This window comes from Larkinella knui, assembly GCF_003858645.1.
In the GTDB taxonomy this organism is placed as follows: Bacteria; Bacteroidota; Bacteroidia; order Cytophagales; family Spirosomataceae; genus Larkinella; species Larkinella knui.
Genome location: NZ_RQJP01000001.1, coordinates 1897674 through 1922408 on the forward strand (window position 1 = coordinate 1897674; position 24735 = coordinate 1922408).

Consider the following 24735-nt stretch of genomic DNA (forward strand, 5'->3'; position numbering starts at 1 on the left):
GACTGGACGATTGCTGCCTATTCCGACACTTTTTCCTGGGCCGGCACCGGGTTCTGGCACAACTCCGGCAGATTGAGTCGGGCAGAAGACGTCGTATCGGCTCCCATCACGCGTTCCATATACTCCAGAGCCGTTTTGGTGTGCGCCACCGTGTCTGCCGCAACACAATCGGCCGGAATGCTGAGACTCAAATCGCGCATGTAGGCATCTTTGGCCGAAAAAAGAATGCAAACGTCGGTGCTGATACCGGTCAGAATCAGCCGCTCCACTTTCAGATATTCCAGTAACGTATCCAGCGTGGTGGCAAAGAAGGCGGAGTGTTTCGGTTTCAGCACAAAATAGTCGTCGGAATCGGGATAGAGCAATTCGGCCAGTGGTTGTCCCCGGACTCCATCTTTCAGACAGTGCTGCACCACTTCCCTAAAATCGGATCGCCAGCGGCCAAAATTATCATTGACGTAGATAACCGGTATTTTGAGATCTTTGGCCCGCCGTTTCAGGGTGGCAATCTGTTGAGCTGCCTTCACGGCCGGTTTTAAAAACCGCTCCCCTTCCGGAAACTCCAGATCGTTAATCATATCGATGATGAGCAACGCAACCGGAAACCGATCCGGTACATTGCCGTGCAAGTCTTCATTTTTATTCTTCATACGTTTACGGCATTCACGTTATTCGCCGGTTTGCTGATTAGGTGCATCGACCGGCTTGGACTCGGGTGACCCTTTCTGACGCAGGAAAATGGTAAGGACCACAATGGAAAGCACTGACAAAAATTCACTCTGCCAATTTTGCAGGGACTGAAACCAGAACTCACTGGTGCCCAAAAACTGCCCCAGCGTCAGCATTTCCGATTTTCCTTTGAGCGCCTGCTCGGTATTATACGCTTTGACGCCCCCCAGCGCGTGCAAAAAAAACGAGAGGCTGAACAGGATAAAATAAGCAATACTGAGCGAATTCTGGTACAGTTTCAGAACCCATCCTCCGCGCCGAACCGGCCAGGGAGCCCCGGGCCGACCGGGCGACGGCGCCCGATCCACGGCTTCCTTTTTGTCCGGGTCTTTGGATTCGGAAGAGCCTTTCTGGTAGAGCGACACGGTCAGGAGAACATAAAGTCCCATTTGCAAAAATTCACTTTCCCAGTTTTCAAAAACCGCTTCGATGCAGTGTCCGCTGGTCAGATAGGCTCCCAAAGCGATGGACGCCCGGCCATAGTCGTTCAGCTCATTGTTAAAGTCATGCCAACCCACCAGGATCTGGCCACCCAGGGTCAACACCGTGATGAAGACCACAACGAGGGACAGGCCATTATCCCGAAGAAATTGCCTCATACAAAACCGGGTTAATTCTGGAGTAAAATTTCGATAAACCGGGGTAAGAAACAGGCGTAAGCACGGTTTGTTGCCCCGCTTACGCCCTGTTTATTCCCCTTTAGATGGAGCTATTATTCACTTTTAGCCGATTCGTTGATGGAGCCTTCGGCTATTTCAGTCAACAGGGAATCGGTTTTCTTTTCTTCGGCCAGGGTTTCTTCCAGCAGCTGAACCGCGTCGGAATAACCCAGTACGCCAGCCAGGGTCTTCAAGGTTCCGTAGGAGGCAATTTCGTAATGCTCGACTTTCTGAGCGGCCGAAATCAGGGCCACGTCCCGGGTCAGCGTGCCTTCTTTGGTGTCTTCAATCAGTCCTTCAGCTTCTTCGATGAGCCCCGCCATCGCGTCGCATTTCTTGGCCGATGCCTTTTCACCAACGGCCTCAAAAACCTGCTCCAGCCGGGCTATTTGGTTTTCGGTTTCCGACAGGTGCGTTTCGAAGGCGGTTTGCAGCTCTTCCGAGGTGGCCGACTTTGCCATTTTGGTCAGGGCTTTCGTCAAATGTTTTTCGGCCCAGTAAATGTCCTTCAACTCATCGACAAACAATTCTTTCAATTCGCCTTCACTGTTTCCTTTTTGTGACGTTGCCATGCTTTTAGGGATTGTTTTTGTTGATATAAAAAAGCGATCTGTCGTGTCGATCGGGAGAATTCCCCTGTCACCGACCGCTTATTTGGTAGAACCGAAGAGCGTAGGTGTTGTTTATAAAATTTATTGAATACCGCAGCTTTCTAAAAAAACGCTCTCCCTTAAACGTTTTCCATTTATTCGAGCCCCAATTTTACAACCATTCTTTTTTCAACTGGTTATCCCTAGCAACCGGCCCGAATTTTAACCCATCTTTCACTATGTACACACCCGTTGAATCCCCGTTAGTGTCGTTAGCAAACTACCTGGCTGCCCGTCGGGAGGCCATTTTGAACAATTGGCGAACCGCCTGCCAGAATGATCCGGCCTGCAACACCATGGCTAATTTGAGCCGGGAAGAGTTCAACAATAAGGTTCCGTTTATGCTCAACGTACTGGAAGACCGGCTCCGCCACCTGCCATTAAACGGGGATATTAAGGTGCTGGCCGAGGAGCACGGCCTACACCGCTGGCAGAAAGCGTATATTCTGGAAGAATTGCTGGTTGAAATCCACCACATCAACCAGATGATGCTGAATGAATTGCGCCAGTACTGGAAGCTGTATCCTACGCCGGAAACCGAACGGATTTCCGAATCCTACGAATACCTGTCTTGGTTTTATACGCTCAGCATCAATGGCAGCGTGGAACAATACACGGATCTGCAACGAATCGACGCCAGCAGCCGCGCCCAGTTCCTGCAGGGAGCCCTCAATGACCTCAACGAGATGACCCGCCAGCGGGGCGACCTGCTGCGAACGGCCTCGCATGATCTGCGGGGGAGCTTCGGCGTCATTCAGGGGGCCACGTCGTATCTGAATCTGGTGGAGGCTGATGAGCCGGAGCGCAAGCAGATGCTCGAGATGATCAACCGCAACCTGACCACCGTGCGGGAGATGGTCATCCAGTTGATGGATCTGGCCCGGCTGGAAGCCGGTCAGGAATCGGTTGCCATCCGGTCCTTTAATGCCGGAGAACTCTTGCGCAGTCTCATTGAAAGCTACCAACCCCTGGCCACCCAAAAAGGGCTGGTGCTGCAGGCCGATGGCCCGTCGGACCTGGAGGTCGAAAGCGATCCCCTCCAGGTGCAACGGGTCGTACAAAACCTGGTCTTGAATGCCCTGAAACACACCGACTCCGGATGGATATCGGTTTCATGGGCCCGCGAAAGCGATTTTCGCTGGCTAATCAGCGTGCAGGATTCCGGGCCGGGTTTACCCGGTAATCAGGATGCCGGTTCCTTGTCTCAGGCCCTGGCTCCTACGCCCGAATCAGCCGCTGCGTTTGGATTTCCGAACGCGGAAGAGAATGCCCGGGAAGAAGCGGTCGTTCAGGCACCCAAATCCTCCAAAGGAGAAGGCATCGGCCTGTCGATTGTCAAACGGTTGTGTGAGTTGTTACGGGCCAGCCTGGAAATTGAAACCAAAACGGGTGAAGGAACCCTGTTTCGCGTTCGCCTGCTCATGCGCTGGACCACTGATTGAGCCCGGCTAACGTTCCTATAATGAGCTCAATACCGGTAATTCAGATCGGGCAATGCCACCGTATCCACCCAGTATTCCTTCAGGGCCTGAAAACTGGAGATCCAGTCCTTGAAATCGGACGGTTTGACCAGATACGAAGTAATGCCCCGATCATACGATTCGGTAATATCTTCATCATAGACCGATGAGCTCAGCACCACGATGGGCAGCAAATCAATCGGCGTTTTTTTGGACCGAATCTGTTCCAGTAGCTTCCAACCATCCTCCCGCTCGGGAAGGTACAAATCCAGCAGAATGAACAGGGGCAATCCCTGACCCACCAGAAGGCAATCTTCCAGGTAAGCCAGCGCCTGCTGACTATTTTCAGCCCACACCGGTTCAACCTCCACGAAACACTCTTTCATGGCTTTTTCAATGAGGTTCCAATGGTCCCTGTTATCTTCAATTACCAGAATTTTGGCCTGTTTGGGGCGTTTGGAAAGGCCTCTTTTTTTTGTCGCTTGACTCATATTAGATAATGAAAACATTTACGTAATTAAAATTACGATGAAGGCCAAAAGATTGCTAAAGGTTTTTTTATTTCCGCTTCAACGGGCCAGCAGTGCCCAAATTGCGGTTTACCGGCCGTCGGTCGATCCGGTAGTTGTGACGACCGAACCAACCGGATAGGCACCGACAGATCGTCTTTTTGCAGGTGACAAAATGTCAGTTACTCCAATTTTTTAAAGGACCACCCGGTTTTGGCATTTGACTTGTTTTAGAAAGAGCGAAGTTAATTCATGTTAAACCTTTTAAATTCTTACTACCATGTCACTGGTTAAGTTCAATGGAAATGGCGAACTGCCTTCTCTGCTGAATGAATTCATGGGCAGAGACGGAGATGATTTGTTTAACTGGAACTGGCCGGCTTTCGCCCGGTCGCGGGTGGGTATGTCAGTACCGGCGGTCAACATCCGGGAAGACAACGAGACGTACCATCTGGAGATTGCCGTTCCCGGTATGAAGAAAGACGACTTCACTGTAACGCTCGATCAGGGTAAACTGACGGTATCGGCCCAACAGCAGCACGAAGAGAATCACCCGGAAGCCCGCTATACCAAACGGGAATTTACCTTCCAGTCGTTCTCCCGCTCCTTCTGGTTGCCCGAAACCTGTGAGCAGAACAACATTGATGCTCGCTACACGGATGGCATCCTGCACATTAGCCTTCCCAAGAAAGAAGAAGCTAAGCGCAAAAAACCAACCCAGATTCAAATTTCCTAAGTACATTCCATTGGGTCGATGGCATTGCGGGGCTAATTTTAGCCCCGCAATGCCATTTTATATTTTAAGGGCTTATGCATCTGATTTTAGCGGAGGTGGCAGGTGGCCTATCGGTACTCAACGGGCTGGTTATCATGGTATTGCTCAACCTGCTGCTGGTTCTGTTTCTTCGCCGGCTCAATCAATCCTATTCCATCGCATATATCCTTTGCGGTATTCTGGTAGGGCCGCATGGACTGAAAGTGCTCACCAATGCCGATCTGATCCGTGAACTGGGTGAGTTAGGCGTCATCCTGCTGATGTTCTTCATCGGTACAGAAATCAGGTTACCCATTGAACGCCGTCAGGTGGGCCTGCCCCTGTTCGGCATGGTCACCCAACTTCTGCTGTGTGGCGTGGCCGTTGCGGTGGTAGGCAACGTACTCAACTGGACCGTATCCGTGAAGTGGCTGATGACTTTTATCCTCAGCCTGAGCAGCTCGGCCATTATTTATCCCTACCTGACCCAACACAACGAGCAGACGACTGCCCTGGGACAGCTCACCACCGGAATTCTGCTGATGCAGGATGTTGCGGCCATTCCCATGCTGGTGACGCTGCGTTTGCTGGGTCAGGACCAGTTGGCGTGGCCCGAACTGGCGTCGATCGGCTTGGGGGTAGGATTGACGGCGGTACTGATCCGCGAAATCAGCCGGCGGCCCCAGCTGAAGCTGCCAGCGGCAGATTTGATTCGCAACGACCATGATTTGCAGGTATTTGTCGGTATGCTGCTCTGCTTCGGCATGGCCTGGATTACCAACTGGCTGGGGCTTTCCACCGCGCTGGGCGCTTTCATGGCTGGCATCATTATCAACCGCAGCGGTTCGACCCGCTGGCTGGAGCGGAGCCTGCTTCCGTTCCGGGTCTTTTTTCTCGCCCTGTTTTTTGTGGCCGTGGGGTTACAGATCAACCTGGCATTTCTGAGAGAAAACGGGTGGTTAATCGGCTTACTGGTGTTGATAATTCTGCTTGTCAACAGCTTATTGAACATGCTCGTGTTCAGGGCGCTTGGTGTTTCCTGGCGGGATAGTGTATACGCAGGGGCCTTACTGTCGCAATTGGGTGAGTTCAGTATTGTTTTGGGTCTAACCGCTTACCAATTGGGTTTAATCGACAACTACCTATATCACATCACCTTATCGGTGGTGGCCCTCAGCATGCTGCTGACTACGGTCTGGATTGAAATCATCCGGGGCTTTCTGTTCCGAACGCGCACGGCTTCCCCGGAGCGTGGTCAATCGACGGAAATGCATGAGCGGGAAAATTCCGGTTGATAACCGAAACCGCTAAGCAAAACCGCTTGGGCAGGCATAAAGAAGGTGGACCTGGTCGAAGAGCGTTCTTTTCCATGGTCCGTTTTTCAGACCGGCTGCAGCAGGGTTTCAATTTTATCCAGAAGTGCCTGCATGGCGAACGGCTTCATCAAAAACGCATCCGGAGCCGCCTGCGCTACACCCTGCCGGGCAATGGGCCATTCGGCTCCCGATATCAGAATAACGGGCAATTTGTAGGACAGGGCCTTTAGGCTTTCCAGGACCTCAATACCGCTCAACCGGGGCATCAGCAGATCCAACAGGACCAGATCGGGCCGTTGCTGGGGGTTCCGGATCCAGTTGAGGGCTTCCCGCCCATCGTTCGCAATCAGTACTTCATAACCGGCTTTGGTTAATCCGTAGGTTATCAATTGTCGGTAGGTAGCATCGTCGTCTACTACCAGTATTTTTTGCTTTCCGGTCATCTTCTTTGCCGACAACCAATCCAATTGGCTATCCCCCGTCCTCCAAGACCTTTTAAAACTTATTTTAAACTGAAAACGTACTTTATTCGGAATTGTTCATTTTATGATCGCCATTCCGGATTCGTTTTCAACGATTCCAGCGGCAAAAACCGTACCTGTCGTTCCGGTTGCTGGAACTTCAGGATCAAACGAAAGCAGGAAATTATTTTTTGGGCCTGGGTTATCGGCGACGTTTTGCCTTCCCGATCGACGAAGCCGTGGCCACGGTTTCGGTTTCGATTCAGACCCCGTTCCCTTTGGGTCTCCCCTGCCGATTTTCTTTCATCCGACCGGTTGCTAAGTTCTTTTGGCTTCCTCTCGCCTTCTTGTTATTCTTACCGGATTGATTGCCGGTTGAGTACCCCCGTTTTCCGAATCTCCTAAACGCGAACCCTAATCTCAGTCGGAATGACCCCTGCCAGCAAACCCCAGAATGGTGAATCGAACGGTGGCATTGGGCCACGCGGGTCTTTTATCACCGAAAGCGAAGCCGCAACCCAATCCCAGTCCATTCAGATTCCGCAACTCAGCCTGCCCAAAGGCGGTGGGGCTTTGCGGGGAATCGACGAGAAATTTCAGGTCAATGCCGCCACCGGAACGGGCGGTTTTTCGGTCCCCCTGCCGTTTTCGCCGGGCCGGGGCGGTTTTTCGCCCTCGCTCGATCTGGCCTACAATTCGGGCAGCGGCAACAGTCCGTTCGCCCTGGGCTGGAGCGCGGATGTAGGCGGTGTTCAACGGAGTACGGACAAAAAACTCCCGCGCTACCGGGACGGGAACGAAAGCGATGTTTTTCTACTGGGCGGGGAAGAACTGGTGCCGTATCTGGGTCCGGACGGTTCGCCCGAGGTCCGGCACCCCGCCGGTTTTACGGTGGCGCGCTACCGCCCCCGGCTGGAGTCGGGTTTTTCCAGAACCGAAAAAATTACGCCAGCGAACGGAAGTCCTTTTTTCTGGAAAATCACCACCCGCGACAACGTCGTCACGCTCTTCGGGCGCAGCCCCGAATGCCGCCTGGCCGACCCGGCCGACCCGAACCGCGTTTTCCGGTGGTTGCCCGAACTGAGTTTCGACGACCGGGGGAATGTGATCCTGTACGGCTACAAAACCGAAGATGGCGAAATTGGCCCCGTGCCGCTCCACGACCGCAACCGCTTCGACGACGCGGGCGTGCCCCGGTTCACCCAGATTTACCCCAAAACCATCCGCTACGGCATTCGCAGCCCCTATTTTCCGGCCTACGTTCAGAATCCCGATGATGCGGTTTCGCTCTATTCGCCCACGCTGCCGGATGGCTCGTCCTTTTTGTTCGAAACCGTATTCGACTACGGCGAACACGACCCCGACCGGCCCGAACCGACCGGAATACAACCCTGGGCGGTGCGGTCGGACCCGTTTTCCGACTACCGGCCCGGTTTTGAAGTCCGCACCTACCGGCAGTGCCGCCGGGTGCTCCAGTTCCATCACGTTCCCGAACTCGGCCCCGACCCCTGCCTCGTCCGCTCGCTGGACCTGACCTACGAACCGTCGGGCAACGGCGGAGATCCGTTTACGGAGGTGACGTATCTGACCGGTATTCACCAGCGCAGCTACCGGCGGCTCCCCGACGGAAGTTACGCATCGCGCGCCCTGCCCCCGCTCGAATTTACCTACGAACGATTGCGCTGGCACCGCGACGTTCAGGCGGTTTCTGCCGAAAACCGGGTTCATGCGCCCGTCGGACTGGCTTCGCCCTACCAGTGGGTGGATCTGTTTCAGGAAGGATTGCCGGGGATTTTTTCCGAACAGGCGGAAGGCTGGTTTTACAAGAAAAATTACGGCAACGGGCACTTTGCCCCCAGCCAGCTGGTGCAGCCCAAACCGTCCTGGACGGGCCTTGCCACGGGCAGCCTTACGTTGCAGGATCTGAACGCCGACGGCAAGCGGCAGGTGGTCAGCCACGACCTGGGCGGCTATTTTGAACTGAACGACGATTCGGAATGGGAACCGTTTCGCCCGTTCCGCCAACTGCCCACTCTGCTCCTTAGTGATCCGAATGTGCAGTTCATCGACCTCGATGGCGATGGCCGGGCGGATTTGCTGGTGGCGGAAGAAGCCGTTTTTCGCTGGTATCCGTCCCAGGGAACGGCGGGCTACGACGCTCCCGAACTGGCACCGAAGTTTTTCGATGAAGACAAAGGCCCGACGCTGCTCCGCAACGACGAGCGGCAGAGCGTATTTCTGGCCGACCTGAACGGCGACGGACTCACCGATCTGGTACGCATCCGCAACGGCGAAATCTGCTACTGGCCAAACCGGGGATACGGCCGTTTCGGAGCGAAAATCACCATGTCCGATGCGCCGGTTTTCGACACGCTGGAAGCCTTCGACCCCCGTTTTCTCCACCTCGCCGATGTGAGCGGAACGGGCGCGACCGATCTGTTGTATCTGGGAAAAAACCGCTTCCGGGCCTGGCTCAATCAGGGCGGAAACGCCTGGGGCCAAACCGTCGAGCTGCCCGAATTTCCCGAAACAACAGCCCCTACTCAGCTGTCGGTCATCGACTTGCTCGGCAATGGTACCGCCTGCCTCGTGTGGTCGTCACCCCTGCCGGCCCACGCCGATGCGCCCCTGCGGTACATTGACCTGATGGGCGGGAAAAAACCGCATCTGCTGACGACCTACGTCAACAATCTGGGGAAAGAAACCCGGTTGAGCTACCAGAGTTCTACCCATTATTTTCTGGACGATCTCAAGGCAGGCACGCCCTGGGCCACCAAATTGCCTTTTCCGGTGCAGTGCCTGAGCCGGGTGGAAACCATCGATCACGTGTCGGACCTGCGGTTTGTCAGCCAGTTCCGCTACCACCACGGGTATTATGACCACCCCGAACGCGAGTTTCGCGGATTTGGCCGGGTCGATCAACTGGATACCGAGGAATATGAGTACCTCAAAACGGCAGGAGCCGCCAACGCGCCCGCACCCGAGTTCCACGAACCGCCTTCGCTGACCAAAACTTGGTATCATACCGGAGCCTACGGCCGCCAGGATGCGATTCTCGATCAGTTCGCAACCGAGTACTGGCCCACGGCGGAGGTGTTGCCCGATGCGGTAGTAACCGGTGCCGACGACCTGCCCGCCGGTGCTCTCGACCAGCTTCGCACCCACGACTGGCAGGAAATATACCGCGCCTGCAAGGGCGTTGCGCTCCGCACAGAAACCTACGCCCTCGATGGCAGCCCGCTAGAAAATCGCCCTTACGCCGTTTCCAGCCACTCGTGCAACGTCCGGCTGGTGCAGCTTCGCGGCCCCAACCGACACCCGGTTTTGCTGGTTTCCGAAAGCGAATCCCTGACGGCCAGCTACGAACGCCAGCTCACCGACCCCCGCATTGCCCACACGATCAATCTGGCGATCGACGATGTGGGCAACGTTCTGAAGGCGGTTTCCATCGTTTACCCCAGAAAACCGGACGGGCTGGCTACGCTCTCCACTGACTTGCCGATTGCAGCCGATCTTGCTTTCGTTCACCAGGTTCAGTCGGCACTTCACGTGACGTATACCGAAAATACGTTTACGCAAGATTTGAAAAACGACGATCCGGTTTACGGCGATACGGTTTACCGATTGCGGCTTCCGCAGCGCGTGGCCACGTATGAGTTTTTCGAAAAAGCCAAAATCACCACCAGCCAGCAGGCCGGTTTTACCCTGTTCACCCTGGCGGATTTCGAAAACCTGAAAAACGATACCGGGCTAACGAGACTCCGCTACGAGCAGACGTTCAACCCGGCGGACGGCACGCAGCTCCGGCTCATCGAAATGGCCGATTTGCGCTACCGGGCGGACAATCTGGTGGCCGTTCTGCCGGTCGGCACACACGGACGGCTGGGCATTACCCACGAATCGTACCAGCTCGCCTTTACGCCCGAACTCATTGATTTGCATTTCAATAGCGACCAAAACCGGGTTACACCGACGCTGCTGGCCGAAGGTCATTTCAGCGACATCGACGGCAGCGGGCAGTTCTGGGTTCGTTCCGGATTAACGCTCTTCTTCGATCCGGCGCTCGGCGAAACGGCAGCTACGGCGGCCAGCCGGTTCTACCAGCCCACGCGCTACGAAGATCCGCTCGGCACGAAAACGACGGTTTCGTATGAGCCGAACCACCTCTTTATCGAAAAAACCACCGACGAACTGGGCAACGAAACCGTCGTTGAGCGCTTCAATTACCGGGTTCTGTCGCCCGAGCGCATCCGCGATCCCAATAACAACCGGAGCGAAGTGGCTTTCGACACCCTGGGACTGGTGGCAGGCGGGGCAATTCTGGGCAAGGACGACGGCACGGAGGGCGATTCACTGGCGGGATTTCGGGCCGACCTCAGCAGTGCCGAAACCGACGCTTTTTTCAGCGATCCGATCGCCACCGCTCCCAGCCTGCTGGCCGGGGCAACGGGCCGGTTTGTGTATGACCTCGACCGCTACCGGAAGGGGCTTCCGTCCGGTCAGCGAACGCCGTCGGTTGCGGGGTCTCTGACGCGGGAAATCCACCTCGCCGATCTGGAACCCGGAGCCGTTTCGCCGGTGCAGCTGGCGTTTGAATACAGTGACGGACTCGGCAACGTTTTGCTGAAAAAATCACGGGCGGAAGCTGGACCGGCTCCTTTCCGCGACGGGGCGGGCAAGCTGGTCAAAAAGCCCGACGGCACGCTGGACCAAAAAAACGCCAACCCGCGCTGGTCGGGCAGTGGCCGAACGATTCTCAACAACAAAGGCAATCCGGTCCGGCAGTACGAGCCTTATTTTTCGGATTCCCATCAGTACGAAGCGGAGGCCGAATTGCGGGAAACCGGGGTATCGCCCATCCTTCATTACGACTCCGCCGGGCGGCTCATCCGGACGGTTTTGCCCGACGGCACCTTTACCAAAACGGAGTACGGTTCCTGGCGGCAGCTGCAGTACGACGCCCAGGACACGGTGTTGCTGAGCGACTGGTATGCCCGGCGGATTGGGGGGACGTTTGACGCGGGCGGGCGCGATCCGCTCCTCGAAAAAAAGGCCGCGGAAGAATCGGCCGTCCACGATTCGACGCCCGCTCAGGCCTACGGCGATTCGCTGGGCCGCACGGTTTACGCCGTAGCCCAAAACCGGTTTCTCGATTTTTCAGTTCCTGCCCCGTTTCCGGTCCAGGAAACGTTTTCGGCAACAAAAACCGTACTCGACATCGAAGGCAATATCCGGTCCGTGGTCGACACGCGGGGCAATACCGTGATGACCTATGACTACGACATGCTCGGCCACCGGGTTCATCAGACCAGCATGGACGCGGGCGAACGGTGGGCTCTCAACGACTGCACCGGCCAACCACTCTACGGCTGGGACAGCCTCGGACGCCGGTTTGCCAGCCGCTACGACCTCCTGCACCGACCCACCGAACGACGGGTGCAACTCGCCGATCTGACAGAAATCGTTTTTGAAAAACTCGACTACGGAACCAGTGCCACCCTGAACCAGAACGGACGACTGATCCGGCACTATGACAGCGCGGGACTCACCGACCTGACCTACGATTTCAAGGGCAACCTTCTTACCAGCACGCGCACATTCGTGGCCGATGGTACGACAACACCCAACTGGCAGACTCCGGCGGCAGTATTACTTCAAAATCAGCCGTTTACGACCGAAACAAACTACGATGCCCTGAACCGGCCCGTAACCCTTCGTACGCCCGACCAGTCGGTGGCGCGGCCCCGCTACAACGAAGCCAACCTGCTCGATGCCCTGCGGGTTAGCGTGCGGGGGGGCGCCGAGCGGGTGTTTATCAGCGAAATCGAGTACGATGCGAAGGGCCAGCGCGTCCGGATCGCCTACGGCAATGGGAGCCAGACCCGCTACACCTACGACGCCGATACGACCCGGTTGTTGCGCCTGACCACCACCCGGAGCAGCGACCAGGCGGTTTTGCAGGATTTGAATTACACCTACGGAGCGACCGGAAACATCACGGCGCTGCGCGATCTGGCCCAGCCGACGTTGTTTTTTAATAACGCCCTCATCCTGCCGCACCAGCAGTTTACGTACGACTCGCTGAACCGGCTTATCCGGGCCACCGGGCGCGAACACGCCGGAGGACAGCAACCGCCCAACGACACCGATTTGTTCCGGCGCGGAACGGCACCGCCGAGCGATGAAACCGCCATGCAGAATTACGCCCAGCGCTATGAATACGACCCGGCCGGGAATCTGCTGCGGATGATCCACGACGCCGGTCGCGGAGCCTTTCTCCAACGCTGGACGCGCCAGTTGGACTACGCGGCTACGAATAACCGCCTGATAAGCAGCACCGTTGCCGGAACAACCCAATCTTTCACCTACGATCTCCACGGTAACATGACCGGTTTGCCGCACCTGAGCGGACTGGCCTGGGACTTTCAAAACCAGCTGATCCGTGTGGACAAAGGAGGGGGCGGTACGGTTTTTTACCAGTATGACGGCGCGGGCCAGCGCGTACGGAAAGTCTGGCAAAAGCCCGGGGGAGTTAAGGAGGAACGACTGTATCTGGCGGGCGTTGAAGTGTTTACCAGAACCGTCGGCGGTGGTCTGTCGCTGCGCCGGGAAACCCTCCATGTCAATGACGGCGGGCAGCGCATCGCTTTTGTGGAAACCCGCACGGATGGTGCCGACGACGGTCCGGCGCAGGTCATTCGCTACCAGTATACCAACCACTTAGGCACGTCCGCGCTGGAACTCGATCCCGAGGGTGCCATTATCTCTTACGAAGAATATTATCCGTTCGGCTCGACGGCTTTTCAGTCGGGGCGAAGCACGGCGGAAGTGAATCTGAAACGATACCGGTTTACGGGCAAGGAACGCGACGAGGAAAGTGGGCTGTATTACCACGGGGCCCGGTATTACGCACCCTGGCTCGCCCGCTGGACGGCTGCGGACCCCATCGGTATTGGCGACGGTCTGAACGTGTACGTCTACGTGATGAACAACCCGGTTTCGGGCACCGACCCCAGTGGAACGACGGGATTAGGGGGAAGCAATGAGGGTAAATACGCCCGGCAGGTCACGTTCAAAACGTTGGATGAGTACGCAAAAAGTTCGGCCACCAACGGCTACCAGAACGACGACGGCTCGTGGACGGCCACCGTCTACGAAGACCGTCCTGCGCCGTCGCTGGCTGCGGCCAAGCCCACACCAGCCCCCAAAGCGGCCGCTAAACCAAAGCCAAAACCGAAGGCCGAAAAACCCAAAGACGTGGACATTCATCTGCTGATGGATGTGGTGGATGCGATGGCGCCCAAGCTGATTTACCCAAAACCGGTCCGGCAGTTTTTTGGCGGACTTCAGGTGGCCGGGGGCGCGCTGGAAGCCGGAATTGGGGGTGTGGGGGGACTGGCGACCGCAGAAACGGGCGTCGGTCTGCTGGGTGGGGCCTTTTTGCTGGGCCACGGGCTGGATATCGCATCGTCCGGCTGGACCACCATGACCACCGGCAACGATTCCAAAACCTACACCTTCATGGCGGGAGCCGGGTGGGCGTATGCCGCCGGGGCCGATCCTAAATTAGCCCATGCCGTCGGGCAGTCTACCGACCTGCTTGCCAACATGGGGTCGGCGGCTGTGGGTGCCGGGGGCATGTTCAAACCCATGAGCATGGCGAACCTGGAATCCCGGATGATGGGTGCAACGCCACAAATCACCCTCCCACTCAGCGAAGCCGAGTATGGTAACATCCTGAACCGACCCGGATCGCCCGTGGCCATGGGCCACTATGGTCCTACCGTAGAATATACTGTGGGCTTCGGTGCCATAGCAATTCAAGAGGAAGCCTCAAAAGTTGGAGCCCGGAGTCTTGGATTTATAGACGCGTTAGGCGATGGAGCCGTTCCCCGGTTCGTCCGGGAGATGGGCAATGAATCGATCGTCTGGTGGGAAATGAAATACCTGTACGAGGCTGAACACATTCATTTCTATTTACAGGGCATCGAACATCCATTGACCACAGAGATTACGATCATGGAACTAAATGTCATCTTGCAGGAACCCAGTCTGCTGAGTAAAACCACCTTCCATCCGCTGCGAATTGACCCAACTATAGCTGCACATTTATATCCGGCATACCGCGCCAAAATCAAATAATTTCTATGAAACTCATTCTTGCTCCCGTCAAGCTCCGCGAAGCATCGGACAATGTGGCTACCCTCCAGGCGGCCCTGAATCGCCTGTTGCCCAGGCTGGGCTTTCAGGATTTTAAGATTGCGGACGGGGAAGCCCTCCGGCGGTTTGTTGGCGAAACGACAGTCCGTGGCATCAATATCCTACAGGATCGGTTCCAGATTCCGCCGTCTACGGAGGTGCTGGTGGATGCGCCGATGGCCGATCTCATCAACCGCCTGTTGAAAGAAAACGGCCTGCTCGACGAGGAACCGACCGACCCCGCTACGCGATCCAACCGCGTTTCTGGGATTGTGCGGGATGTTACCGGTTCACCGGTGGAAGGGCTGACCGTCCGCGCCTTCGACCGCGAAATCCGTCCGCCCCACCAGCCTCTGGGCGATGCGGTGACCGATTCGACCGGTTTTTACGAAATTGGGTACGCCGATATTCAGTATGCCGACGGCGACGATCTGGCCCGGCGGGGTGCTGATTTGTTTCTGGAAGTATGGCCCGACGCCGAGCCGGGACGCCGTCCGCTGCTCACCACCGTCGACGATTACGTTCGCAACGCCCCGACCAGTTACCGGTGGAATCTGACGTTGTCCGTTCCCGCCGGTTTGTCAGAATTTGAACGGCTGGTGCGCCGGCTGCAACCCGTTCTGTGGAATCTGACGTTTGCCGAACTGGAGGAAACCGCCCAAAACCGCGACATAACGTTTTTGACCGGCGAAACCGGCCTCGACCGATCCGTCATCGAAACCCTGCTGGTGGCTTTCCGGCTCGAAGCCCGGACCCGGCTTTTCCCCGAATGCTGGTACGGTTTGCTGACCGAAAAAGCCCTTTCCCGCCCCGAAATTGAAACCCTGGACGAGCAAACGACGCAGATTCTGACCAACCTGCCTTCACTCGATTTCGACCGCGCTGCGGCTGCCCTCAAGCAGGCTTTCAGTGCCAACCGAATTCCGCGTAACCGCGCCAACGAAATGGACCGCTGGCTGGCCATGCTCCGCGAAGTGGCCCGGCAACAGCTTGTCGATGCGGGACAGCCGCGTGCCGAAGCCTTTCGGATCGCGCTGGATCTGGCCCAATTACCGGACAACAAGCAGACCGTTTTTCTGGATGCATACCTCGGTCAAACGGCCTTGACGGACGAATTTCTCCAGAAGCTGCAAACGGAACACAGTTTCAAACCGGCCGAAACTGACGCCATCCGGGCCAGTTTTACCCTCAACCGGTTAACCGATCATAATCCGGTACTGCTGCGGACGCTGGCACCCCAGATCGGGCAAAACGGGCCGCTCGGTGTTCAACTGCTGGCCAAACGCAGCGCCGGAGACTGGGCTGATCTGGTGGCCAACCAGGCCATTCCTGATTACCTGGTGGGCGATTCCCCTGAACAGAAGCGCGAGAATTACGCCCGCCAGCTCGCCGGACGATTCGCCCGCACGTATCCTACTACCTCTTTTCTGGGCGACCTCGAACGCGACGAACAACCCGCCCAGCCCGAAGCGCCCTCGCTGCTGCGGTTTCTGGATGCACACCCCGATTTTGAATTACTCAACACTCCCGTCGATGAGTTTCTGCAAAACCGCCTGAAGCCCGAACTGAAACCGTTGCTGAAAAATGCGGGTTTTGTGCAGGATCTGAAAATCACCCAGCGGGTTTTCAAACTGGCTCCCGACTACGCGGCTACCCGTGCGCTGCTCGCCGACAACGTCCATTCCGCCCGACAGGTGTACGAACGGGGTCAGGCGGCTTTTGTCAAAACCTACGGTGACCAGCCCGGTTTTAGCGCGGAAGCCGCCCGGCAAACCTACCAGCGGGCCGCCCAGACCTACGCTACTACGCTCACGCTGGCCGGGCATCTGATTTCGCTGAAAAATGCGGGCGATCTGGGTGCCGTTCAACTGGCACCGGTCGAAGCAGTTCCGGCGGCCAATGCGCCCAGTCTGCCCAACCTTTTCGGAGCGGCTGATGTGTGCGAGTGCGACCATTGCCGCTCGGTGTATGGCCCGGCGGCTTATTTTGCGGACATTCTGAATTACCTCAAGGGTCGTCCGTCTTCGGCGGGCACGGCCAAAGATGTGCTCTTCGCCCGGCGTCCCGATCTCGGTTTTATTGAACTTACGTGCGAAAACGCCCTCACGCCCCTGCCCTACGTGGACGTGGTTTCCGAGGTTCTCGAAAATCAGGTTGCGCCCGAATACCGGTTTTTGATGCTCCCGGCGGGTGCCGGAGCCACGTTGCCCGCCGTGCCTTCGCCCGTTAGCGGACCGGTGCGCAGCGAATTTTTCAACTTTGTCAAGCCCGACGGCCAGCCACTGCGCGTCACCCTGTCCGACGACGCTTTCGTGGAAGCACCCAGCCCGGCGGGCTACTGGCTGCTGCGCGACACCTCGGCCACGTACCTCATCCGACCCGAAGGCGCTGAATTTGGGGTGGTGGAAGTGCCGCAGACCCTGCAATCGGCCGACGAACTGGCGGCCATCCCCCGCTACCTCAACCCGTTGGCGTACGAAAAGCTCCGCAAGGCGGTTTATCCGCTGACTTTGCCCTTCGATTTGTTCAACGAAGAAATCCGGCGGTATGCGTCACAGGCCGGAACCAGCCGCTGGGAGCTGATGGAGGTGTTCGGCGGGTCGGCGGCCCCTAACAACGCAAAACCGCTGGAGGTTGCCGCCGAATTCCTCGGTTTTTCGGCCGATGAACTGACGCTCGTTATGGCCAAGAAAACGGCGGGACAGGCCAAGTTCTGGGGCGAAACCACCAACCCGGTGGTGCTGAACAAGGTCGCTCAGGTTGACGTTTTTCTGACCAAAACCGGTCTGGAATACGCTGACCTTCAACGTTTGCTGACGCTCCCGTTCCTGAATCCCGATGGCAACCTGCGGATTGTTCACGAAGATCCATCGTGCGATACTGGCAAAAAACACCTCGAAACGCTGACAATTGAACACCTCGACCGGTTTCACCGCTTTCTGCGGGTCTGGCGCAAACTCGGCTGGGAAGCCTGGCAGGTGGACCTGATGCTGCTACACCCGAAAATCGGACAGATTTCCCACGCGGATTTACAGGCCGACCCGACCACCGCCGATGTCGATTTCGGGAAACTGTTGCTTGCCCTGAAGCCCTTTCGCCAGCTGCTCAACCGATTTTCACGCGCGACGGTGGAACAGGTGGTGGGCCTGTTTGGCGACCTGCCCACGGCGGAGGTGTTCACCCAGGCGTTCAAAACCGCCACGCCATCGTTGTTTAACCAGGTTTTTCAAAACAAAAAAGTTACCAATCCCATCGATCCGGACCTGGCTCCGGCAGCTATGGCGGCCAACCCTGCCCGGAAACTCGCCGACAAAAAAGCCGTGGTGAGTGCCGCCCTGCGCATCAAGGAGGGCGATTTCGATGCTTTACAGGAGCTGTTTGATCCGGTAATACCCGCCGATGTCCCCCTTTCAGGCCCGAATCTGTCGTTGCTGTATGCCAACGTAACCCTGGCGAAATGGCTGGGCGTAAAACCCGCCGACTGGGTGCGGTGGCGGAAATTGATTCCGTTCGACCCCTTTGCGTCGCCCGACGATACGCTCCGCTGGCTGGACGCCTTCGACGCGCTCCGGACTGCAGGAATTTCGCCCGACGAACTGGCGTATCTGTTCAACCTCGACCTGACCAGCAAGGCCGCTGTCGCCGAAAAAACCGTGACGGTTTTTTTGACCGGTTTGCGGGACGAACTGAAAAAAATCGCCCTCGACACGGATCCAACGCAGCTGACGACGGACGACGGGGCCAAAAATGCCGCACTATTGTCGGCCCAGCTTACCGCGCTGGGCTGGTCGGGCGATGCCGTAGCCGGACTGGTGGACGTTTTGACCAACCAGCGCACGTTTGCGCTCAAGGTGACGCCCGGTGCCGGTTTTGAATTCCCTGATTCGGTGCCCCATCCGTCGGTTCCCAACACGACGCTGCCCGTGAGCTACGATGCCAGCAACCAGCGACTCAGTTATACCGGTCTGATGACTACCGCCGAACGGGGAGTCCTGCTCGCGCTGAATGCCGACGCGGGTTACCAAACCGCCGTGCAGGCTCTGTTTCAACAACAGCGCGACTTTTTAAGCGAAAACCTGCAGCTTTTCCGGACGCCCGTTTTTGTGGCGACCCTGCGTCAACTACCGGCGGATGTGGTTTTCACCGACCAGCTCGACGACCCGTTGCGGGCTCGCATTCGCTTCGATGCCGAGCGCCGGATGTTGTTTTTGACGGGACAATTGGACGCTTCGGAGCAAGCCACGTTGCTGGGCCTTTCGGCGGAGGGAACCTACCAGACCGCCGTGAATGACCTAAAAACCGCCAGTGATGCGTTTTTTGCCGCGCCACCCGCCGACGAAATCTGGGCCTCCGCCGTTGACCTGACCACCTGGTTCGACACGCCAGCCCAGTATGCGCCCATCGCCGTGCTGAACGACCTGACCACCCGCGTACTGGCCTACCTCCGGCCCCGGCGTCAGCGCGAAACCGTCATTGCGCTGGTTGCCAGCCAGTTTGGCCTGACGGAAGCCACCACGGAGCTGCTGCTGAATTCGCTCACCCTTTTTGCCCCGAATACCCTGCTGGACAGTTTCGCCGGGGACACATTTGCCTCCGATACCGACCGCTCCGGCACTTACCACTGGCTCGCCCGGCTGGCGTGGGTGCTGCGAAAAATCGGGGCGTCGTATGCCGAAACCGACTGGCTTTTGCGGAATGCTGCGGGAACCGGAACGCTCGATCTGACGGCTCCGGCCTTGGTCAAACCCATTGCCACGTACGAACACCTGACCCGACTGCTGGCCTACTTCGAATGGCACCGCCGGTACGTGAGTGACGCCCTGACGTGGCTGGATGTGACCGAAAAACTCCTCGCTGATCCGGCCTACACGCCCGCCCTTTTTGCCGCCGATTTGCAGACCGTGACGGAATGGCCGGCCACCGAAACGGAAGCGTTTATTGCCGGAACGTCGCCCGTTTTCCCCACCGATTACCGCGAACCGGCCACCTGGCAACGGCTCAAACGGGCTTTCGCCATGCTCGATTATCTCAGCGCCCAGGTGTCCTCAGTGTTGCCTTTGGCCGCGCCCGTGGTGGGGGTTTCCGAAGCGCAGCGCATCAAGCAGTTGCTCAAAGCCGCCTATGAACCCGAGCAGTGGCTTGACGTCTGTAAAACCATTCAGGATGGGCTGCGCGAGGGCAAACGCGATGCCCTGACGGCGTACCTGCTGACCCAACCGGCACCCGCCGACGTACCGACGGGCAAGTGGGCGACTACCAACGACCTGTTTGCCTATTATTTACTCGATGTGGAAATGTGCTCGTGCATGATCACGTCGCGGCTGGTTCAGGCATCCGGTTCCGTGCAGCTCTTTGTGCAGCGCTGCCTGATGGGACTCGAGCCGCAGGTACGGGCGAACGCCGACGACGATCCGGCCTGGAAACAGTGGCAATGGATGCAGGCTTACCGGGTTTGGGAAGCCAATCGCAAGGTTTTCCTGTATCCCGAAAACTGGATTCAGCCCGAACTCCGGCGTGATAAATCTCCTTTTTTCAAGGAACTGGAAGACGAACTTTTACAGGGCGACATCACGCGCGACAACGTCGAAACCGCTTTTCTGCACTACATCGAAAAGCTCGACGGCGTGGCCCAGCTTGATGTTGCGGGCATGTATTACGAAGAAAAAACGAACACCCTGCACGTGGTGGGCCGAACGCCCGGGGCCGAACCGCACCTGTATTATTACCGCAAGTGGGTGGATGACGCCTACTGGACGCCCTGGACCAAAATTGAAGCCGACATCAAGAGCGATTACCTCGTTCCGCTCGTGATGAACGAACGGTTGTACCTGCTCTGGCCCGAATTTCGGGAGGAGGCCCAGCCCGTCAGCACCATGAATATTCCCAGCCAGGGCGACACAGGCGTGACCATTCCCGAACCTAACAAACGGCTGCGGGTTTTTCTGGCGCTTTCGGAATTGCGCAACGGAAAATGGTCGCCGAAGAAAGTCTCCAAAGACTCGGTGACCACGAGTTATACCGACCCCGAAACCCTCGCCGACCACCGCACCCGGTTTGTCTTTGTGCCGCTCGATATGACGGCGTTTCCGGGACTGGGGACGTTTGTGGTGTTCGTTGCCCCCACCGACAGCGGTGGTCAGTACTTCGAATTGCTGGGCTGCAAGGGCTATCCCGAAAAATACGAAGGGCCAATTGGGTATGATCCACTGTTGCCGCATTTCGACCGTGACAACGGCATTTACACCTTTCTGAAAAGTTTCGAGAAAGATCCCGGCGACCCGCTCACCCTCCAGGTACTCGGCCTGGATGCCGGTATTCTGGGGCTCACTCCGGGGCGGTTTAACAACAAACTCGCCCTGCAACCGTCGGCATTCGACTATTTTTTCTTTCTGCTCTGGCTCCTGAAAATCATTCAGGATGGAGGCAAGGAATTTTTTCGCGGCCACATCAACCTTATTCCCATCACCCTCGGTACCTGGCTGCCCTGGTTTTATGCCGACCGCGAACGGACGTTTTTCGTACGACCCGAAGCCCTGTTCTGGGGGCGGGGCGACTTCAAGGTCCCGGAGCTCAAAAAGGTATTGTTTTACAAGGACTTCAAGGACTGGTTTGCCAAATTCCTCGTCGCACTGATCACGCAGGATATCGAAGGACTGAAAAAAATCGTGGAGGAATACGGTGCCTTTCTGCCGGAAACGAAGCTGTTGTTCCAGAATTTTTACCACCCGTTCTCCTGCCTGTTTGCCAAGGAACTGCTGAATCGGGGTGTCGACGGGCTGATGAACCGCAAAACGCAACTGGCGGATAAAAAGCTGGATTTCAAGGCGATGTACCAGCCGATGTTCATCGTGGACCCGAAATACCCGCAGGAAGTAGTGGATTTTTCCGCCGACGGAAGCTATTCTTCCTACAACTGGGAATTATTTTACCACGCTCCCCTGCTCATCGCCCAGCGGTTGAGCACCAACCAGCAATTTGAAGAAGCCACGCGCTGGTTCCACTACATTTTCGACCCGACGGGTGCCCACGATACCGATCCGCGGACGGGGCTGGCGGTGGGATCACCCCAGAAATTCTGGATTACCAAACCGTTTTTCGAGCGGCAGTCGGCGGACTACGAGCAGCAGCGGATCGACAACATTCTGCGGATGCTGGCAGACGACCCCGGCGTTCCCGGCTACGATCCACTCTGGCGGCAGCAGTTGGAAAATGCCGTGGCCCTGTGGCGGAAAAACCCCTTCGATCCCCACCTGATCGCCCAGTTCCGGACGGTGGCCTACCAGAAAACCGTGGTGATGAAGTACCTCGACAACCTCATCGCCTGGGGGGATCAGCAGTTCCGGCAGGATACGATGGAATCGGTCAACCGCGCGACGCAGTTGTACGTGCTGGCGGCCGAAATCCTGGGGCCGCGTCCGCGCCGGGTGCCCCCCGCCCAACGACCACCGTCCCTGACGTTCAACGAGCTGGAACCGCATTTCGACGATTTTTCCAATGCCCTCGTCGAGCTGGAAAACTTTGTGCCGCCCCAAAGTGGCGAGGTCGACGATGCGGATGTTCCGCCCCTGCCGCACCTGCTGCTGTATTTTTGCATCCCGCAAAATGACCAGTTGCTCGGGTATTGGGATACCGTGGCCGACCGGCTGTACAAAATCCGGCATTGCCTCAACATCGAAGGCGTGGCGCGTCAGCTTTCGCTCTTCGCTCCGCCCATCGACCCGGCGGCCCTGGTCCGGGCCGTGGCGGGGGGCCTCGACATCGGTGCGGCACTGGGAGAGCTGACGGCTCCGCTGCCGCTCTACCGGTTTCCGGTTCTGCTCCAAAAAGCCAACGAAGTCTGTGCCGATCTGAAAAGCCTCGGCGGAGCGGTTTTGTCTACCCTGGAGAAACGGGATGCGGAGTCGCTGGCGCTGCTGCGGCAGGACCACGAACGTAAGCTGCTCCAACTGGTTCGCGATGTAAAACAGCAGCAGATTGATGAAGCCAAACAGGCGCTTCAGGGATTGCAGAAGTACAAGGAACTGGTCGAATTCCGGCGCGATTACTACGGAAACAAAGACTTTATGAATGCGCCCGAAGGCGTGGCCCTCGGCTTGTCGGGCCTGTCGGTCATTGCCCACACGGCGGGTACGATTGCGGATGTGCTGGCGGGCGTCATGTTCATCATTCCCGATTTTCAGATTGGCGCATCGGGCTTTGGCGGTTCTCCGCACGTGTCGGCCAAAACCGGGGGTAGTCACGTCGGGAAAGCAACCGAACGCGGGGCCAATGGCTTGTATAATGCGGCCACGATTCTCGATAAATCGGCGGGCATGGTTTCAACGCTGGCCAGCTACCAGCGTCGGAAGGAAGAGTGGGATTTTCAGAAAGACACCGCCGACCGCGAACTCAAGCAGCTTGAACACCAGATCGCCGGGGCCGAACTCCGGGTGGCCTTGGCCGAAAAGGAACTCTTCAATCAGGAACGGCAAATCGAGCAATCGAAGCAGGTGGAGGATTTCATGAAAACCAAATACACCAACGTCGAACTGTACGGATATCTGCTCACGCAAACCTCGCAGGCCTTTTTCCAGAGCTACCAACTGGCCTACGATCTGGCGAAAAAAGCCGAAAAATGCTTTCAATTTGAACTGGGCGTCGAAAATTCGGGCTACATCCAGTTCGGCTACTGGGATTCGCTGCGCAAGGGGCTGCTCAGTGGCGAACGTTTGCAGGTGGATTTACGGCGACTGGAAAAGGCGTATTTCGATCAAAACCGGCGTGAACTCGAACTGACCAAACACATTTCGCTGGCCCTGGTGGCACCGGCAGCGTTGCTTCAACTGCGGCAATCGGGGCGTTGTCTGGTGAGTTTGCCCGAAGCCCTGTTCGACCTCGATTACCAGGGCCATTATTTCCGGCGGATCAAAACCGTCAGCCTGTCCATTCCGTGCGTCGCCGGTCCGTACACCACCATTTCGTGTACACTCCGGCTGCTGCGGAATACCGTCCGGGTGACGAGTGGGCTAAACGCCGGGCAATACGACCACAACAACGATGATGGCGTCTGGACCGACGACCTGCGTTTCCGCGACAGTTTCACGCCGGTGAAAGCCCTGGCAACCAGCAGCGCCCAGAACGACGCGGGCCTGTTCGAGCTGAATTTCCGCGATGAGCGGTATTTGCCATTTGAAGGCGCGGGCGTCATCAGCACCTGGAGTCTGGAGCTGACCGAACCGCAGGAACTCCGGCAGTTCGACTACGACACCATTTCCGACGTGCTGCTACACCTGCGGTATACGGCCCGTGAAGATGCGGGGCTATTCAAGCAAAAAACCGTGGAATCGTTGAAAAACACCTTACAACTGGCGGGCAGTGAGCTCCCCCTCCGGCGGTTGTTCAATCTGAAACACGACTTTCCGACGGAATGGTACCGGTTTTTGCACCCGGCGGCCGGGCAGGATCAGGTCCTGGACTTCGACCTGCGCGGGCGGTTTCCGTTGCTGGCCCAACTGGGCGCCGGGCCGAAAATCTACCGGGTCGAGCTGCTGGCGGACGCCGATCTGCCCCAGTTGAAATCATTTACAATCACGTATGCGCCCGGCGATGACGAGGTGGGTCTGGCGCTCAAGCCGTTCAATCCGTACGGAGGACTGCTGCGGTCGGTGCGCGAGTACGACGGAGCCGAAAAGTCGCCGGGCGTTTGGAAACTTGCCTTTAGCCCGCCAGCCGGACAGCCCGCGCTTTCCGAAGCGGAGCTGTCGAATCTGTTCGTGCTGGTCACGTATACGATTTAGACTTGCCGGACTGCGGTTTTGGGGCGTATCCGATCGGTAGGGTACGCCCTTTTGTCCCGTCCTGATTCCACCCTGGGTCGTTGGGTAACGGGCTGGCGATAGAAACGTCCGTTGCTCATTTGACCACGCTCCCTGAATCACTACCTGAATTAAACCAAAAACACCTTACAAATCGCTGAAAATCAGCTTTTTGTAAGGTGTTAGTTGTACCGGGAGCCGGAC

Annotated in this window: 10 protein-coding genes; 5 read left to right on the forward strand and 5 right to left on the reverse strand. The window is 57.2% G+C overall.

Features of this window, described 5'->3' with window-relative positions; translation table 11 throughout:
• Positions 1 to 17: 17 nt before the first annotated feature.
• The 3 genes from EHT87_RS07715 to EHT87_RS07725 all read right to left on the reverse strand — a co-directional run bounded on the left by EHT87_RS07715 (position 18) and on the right by EHT87_RS07725 (position 1960).
• Positions 18 to 650, reverse strand: coding sequence for a cysteine hydrolase family protein (locus tag EHT87_RS07715; RefSeq protein WP_124905456.1), 633 nt, complete (start codon positions 648 to 650; stop codon positions 18 to 20).
• A gap of 18 nt (positions 651 to 668) precedes the next feature.
• Positions 669 to 1328, reverse strand: coding sequence for a DUF6766 family protein (locus EHT87_RS07720; protein WP_124905458.1), 660 nt, complete (start codon positions 1326 to 1328; stop codon positions 669 to 671).
• Between the two features lie 113 nt (positions 1329 to 1441).
• The gene (locus tag EHT87_RS07725; protein ID WP_124905460.1) at positions 1442 to 1960 is read right to left on the reverse strand and encodes a YciE/YciF ferroxidase family protein; all 519 of its coding nucleotides are present in this window, start codon (positions 1958 to 1960) and stop codon (positions 1442 to 1444) included.
• Positions 1961 to 2217: 257 nt separating this feature from the next.
• Between EHT87_RS07725 and EHT87_RS07730 the strand changes: the two genes are divergently transcribed.
• On the forward strand, positions 2218 to 3480 hold the full coding sequence (locus EHT87_RS07730) for a sensor histidine kinase (protein WP_124905462.1): 1263 nt from the start codon (positions 2218 to 2220) through the stop codon (positions 3478 to 3480).
• Positions 3481 to 3506: 26 nt separating this feature from the next.
• Here EHT87_RS07730 and EHT87_RS07735 read toward each other — a convergent pair whose 3' ends face one another.
• The gene (locus EHT87_RS07735; RefSeq protein WP_124905464.1) at positions 3507 to 3989 is read right to left on the reverse strand and encodes a response regulator; all 483 of its coding nucleotides are present in this window, start codon (positions 3987 to 3989) and stop codon (positions 3507 to 3509) included.
• Between the two features lie 298 nt (positions 3990 to 4287).
• Here EHT87_RS07735 and EHT87_RS07740 point away from each other — a divergent pair, with 298 nt between their 5' ends.
• On the forward strand, positions 4288 to 4743 hold the full coding sequence (locus tag EHT87_RS07740) for an Hsp20/alpha crystallin family protein (protein WP_124905466.1): 456 nt from the start codon (positions 4288 to 4290) through the stop codon (positions 4741 to 4743).
• A 74-nt stretch (positions 4744 to 4817) separates the two neighbouring features.
• Positions 4818 to 6056, forward strand: coding sequence for a cation:proton antiporter domain-containing protein (locus tag EHT87_RS07745; protein ID WP_124905468.1), 1239 nt, complete (start codon positions 4818 to 4820; stop codon positions 6054 to 6056).
• Between the two features lie 86 nt (positions 6057 to 6142).
• On the opposite strand, the gene EHT87_RS07750 is transcribed toward EHT87_RS07745, so the two are convergent.
• A complete protein-coding gene (locus EHT87_RS07750; RefSeq protein WP_124905470.1) occupies positions 6143 to 6520 on the reverse strand; it encodes a response regulator in 378 nt (125 codons plus the stop codon).
• A 447-nt stretch (positions 6521 to 6967) separates the two neighbouring features.
• Between EHT87_RS07750 and EHT87_RS07755 the strand changes: the two genes are divergently transcribed.
• Together EHT87_RS07755 and EHT87_RS07760 are read left to right on the forward strand one after the other, a co-directional pair.
• Entirely contained in the window at positions 6968 to 14680 is a 7713-nt protein-coding gene (locus EHT87_RS07755; RefSeq protein ID WP_124905472.1) for a SpvB/TcaC N-terminal domain-containing protein, read from the forward strand.
• A gap of 5 nt (positions 14681 to 14685) precedes the next feature.
• On the forward strand, positions 14686 to 24513 hold the full coding sequence (locus EHT87_RS07760; protein ID WP_124905474.1) for a Tc toxin subunit A-related protein: 9828 nt from the start codon (positions 14686 to 14688) through the stop codon (positions 24511 to 24513).
• The last annotated feature ends 222 nt before the right edge of the window (positions 24514 to 24735 follow it).

What these genes read in the sequence shown, in the direction of transcription:
- EHT87_RS07715 (WP_124905456.1), bottom strand. Translation starts at nt 650, where the DNA reads ATGAAGAATAAAAATGAAGACTTGCACGGCAATGTACCGGATCGGTTT.
- EHT87_RS07720 (WP_124905458.1), bottom strand. Translation starts at nt 1,328, where the DNA reads ATGAGGCAATTTCTTCGGGATAATGGCCTGTCCCTCGTTGTGGTCTTC.
- EHT87_RS07725 (WP_124905460.1), bottom strand. Translation starts at nt 1,960, where the DNA reads ATGGCAACGTCACAAAAAGGAAACAGTGAAGGCGAATTGAAAGAATTG.
- EHT87_RS07730 (WP_124905462.1), top strand. Translation starts at nt 2,218, where the DNA reads ATGTACACACCCGTTGAATCCCCGTTAGTGTCGTTAGCAAACTACCTG.
- EHT87_RS07735 (WP_124905464.1), bottom strand. Translation starts at nt 3,989, where the DNA reads ATGAGTCAAGCGACAAAAAAAAGAGGCCTTTCCAAACGCCCCAAACAG.
- EHT87_RS07740 (WP_124905466.1), top strand. Translation starts at nt 4,288, where the DNA reads ATGTCACTGGTTAAGTTCAATGGAAATGGCGAACTGCCTTCTCTGCTG.
- EHT87_RS07745 (WP_124905468.1), top strand. Translation starts at nt 4,818, where the DNA reads ATGCATCTGATTTTAGCGGAGGTGGCAGGTGGCCTATCGGTACTCAAC.
- EHT87_RS07750 (WP_124905470.1), bottom strand. Translation starts at nt 6,520, where the DNA reads ATGACCGGAAAGCAAAAAATACTGGTAGTAGACGACGATGCTACCTAC.
- EHT87_RS07755 (WP_124905472.1), top strand. Translation starts at nt 6,968, where the DNA reads ATGACCCCTGCCAGCAAACCCCAGAATGGTGAATCGAACGGTGGCATT.
- EHT87_RS07760 (WP_124905474.1), top strand. Translation starts at nt 14,686, where the DNA reads ATGAAACTCATTCTTGCTCCCGTCAAGCTCCGCGAAGCATCGGACAAT.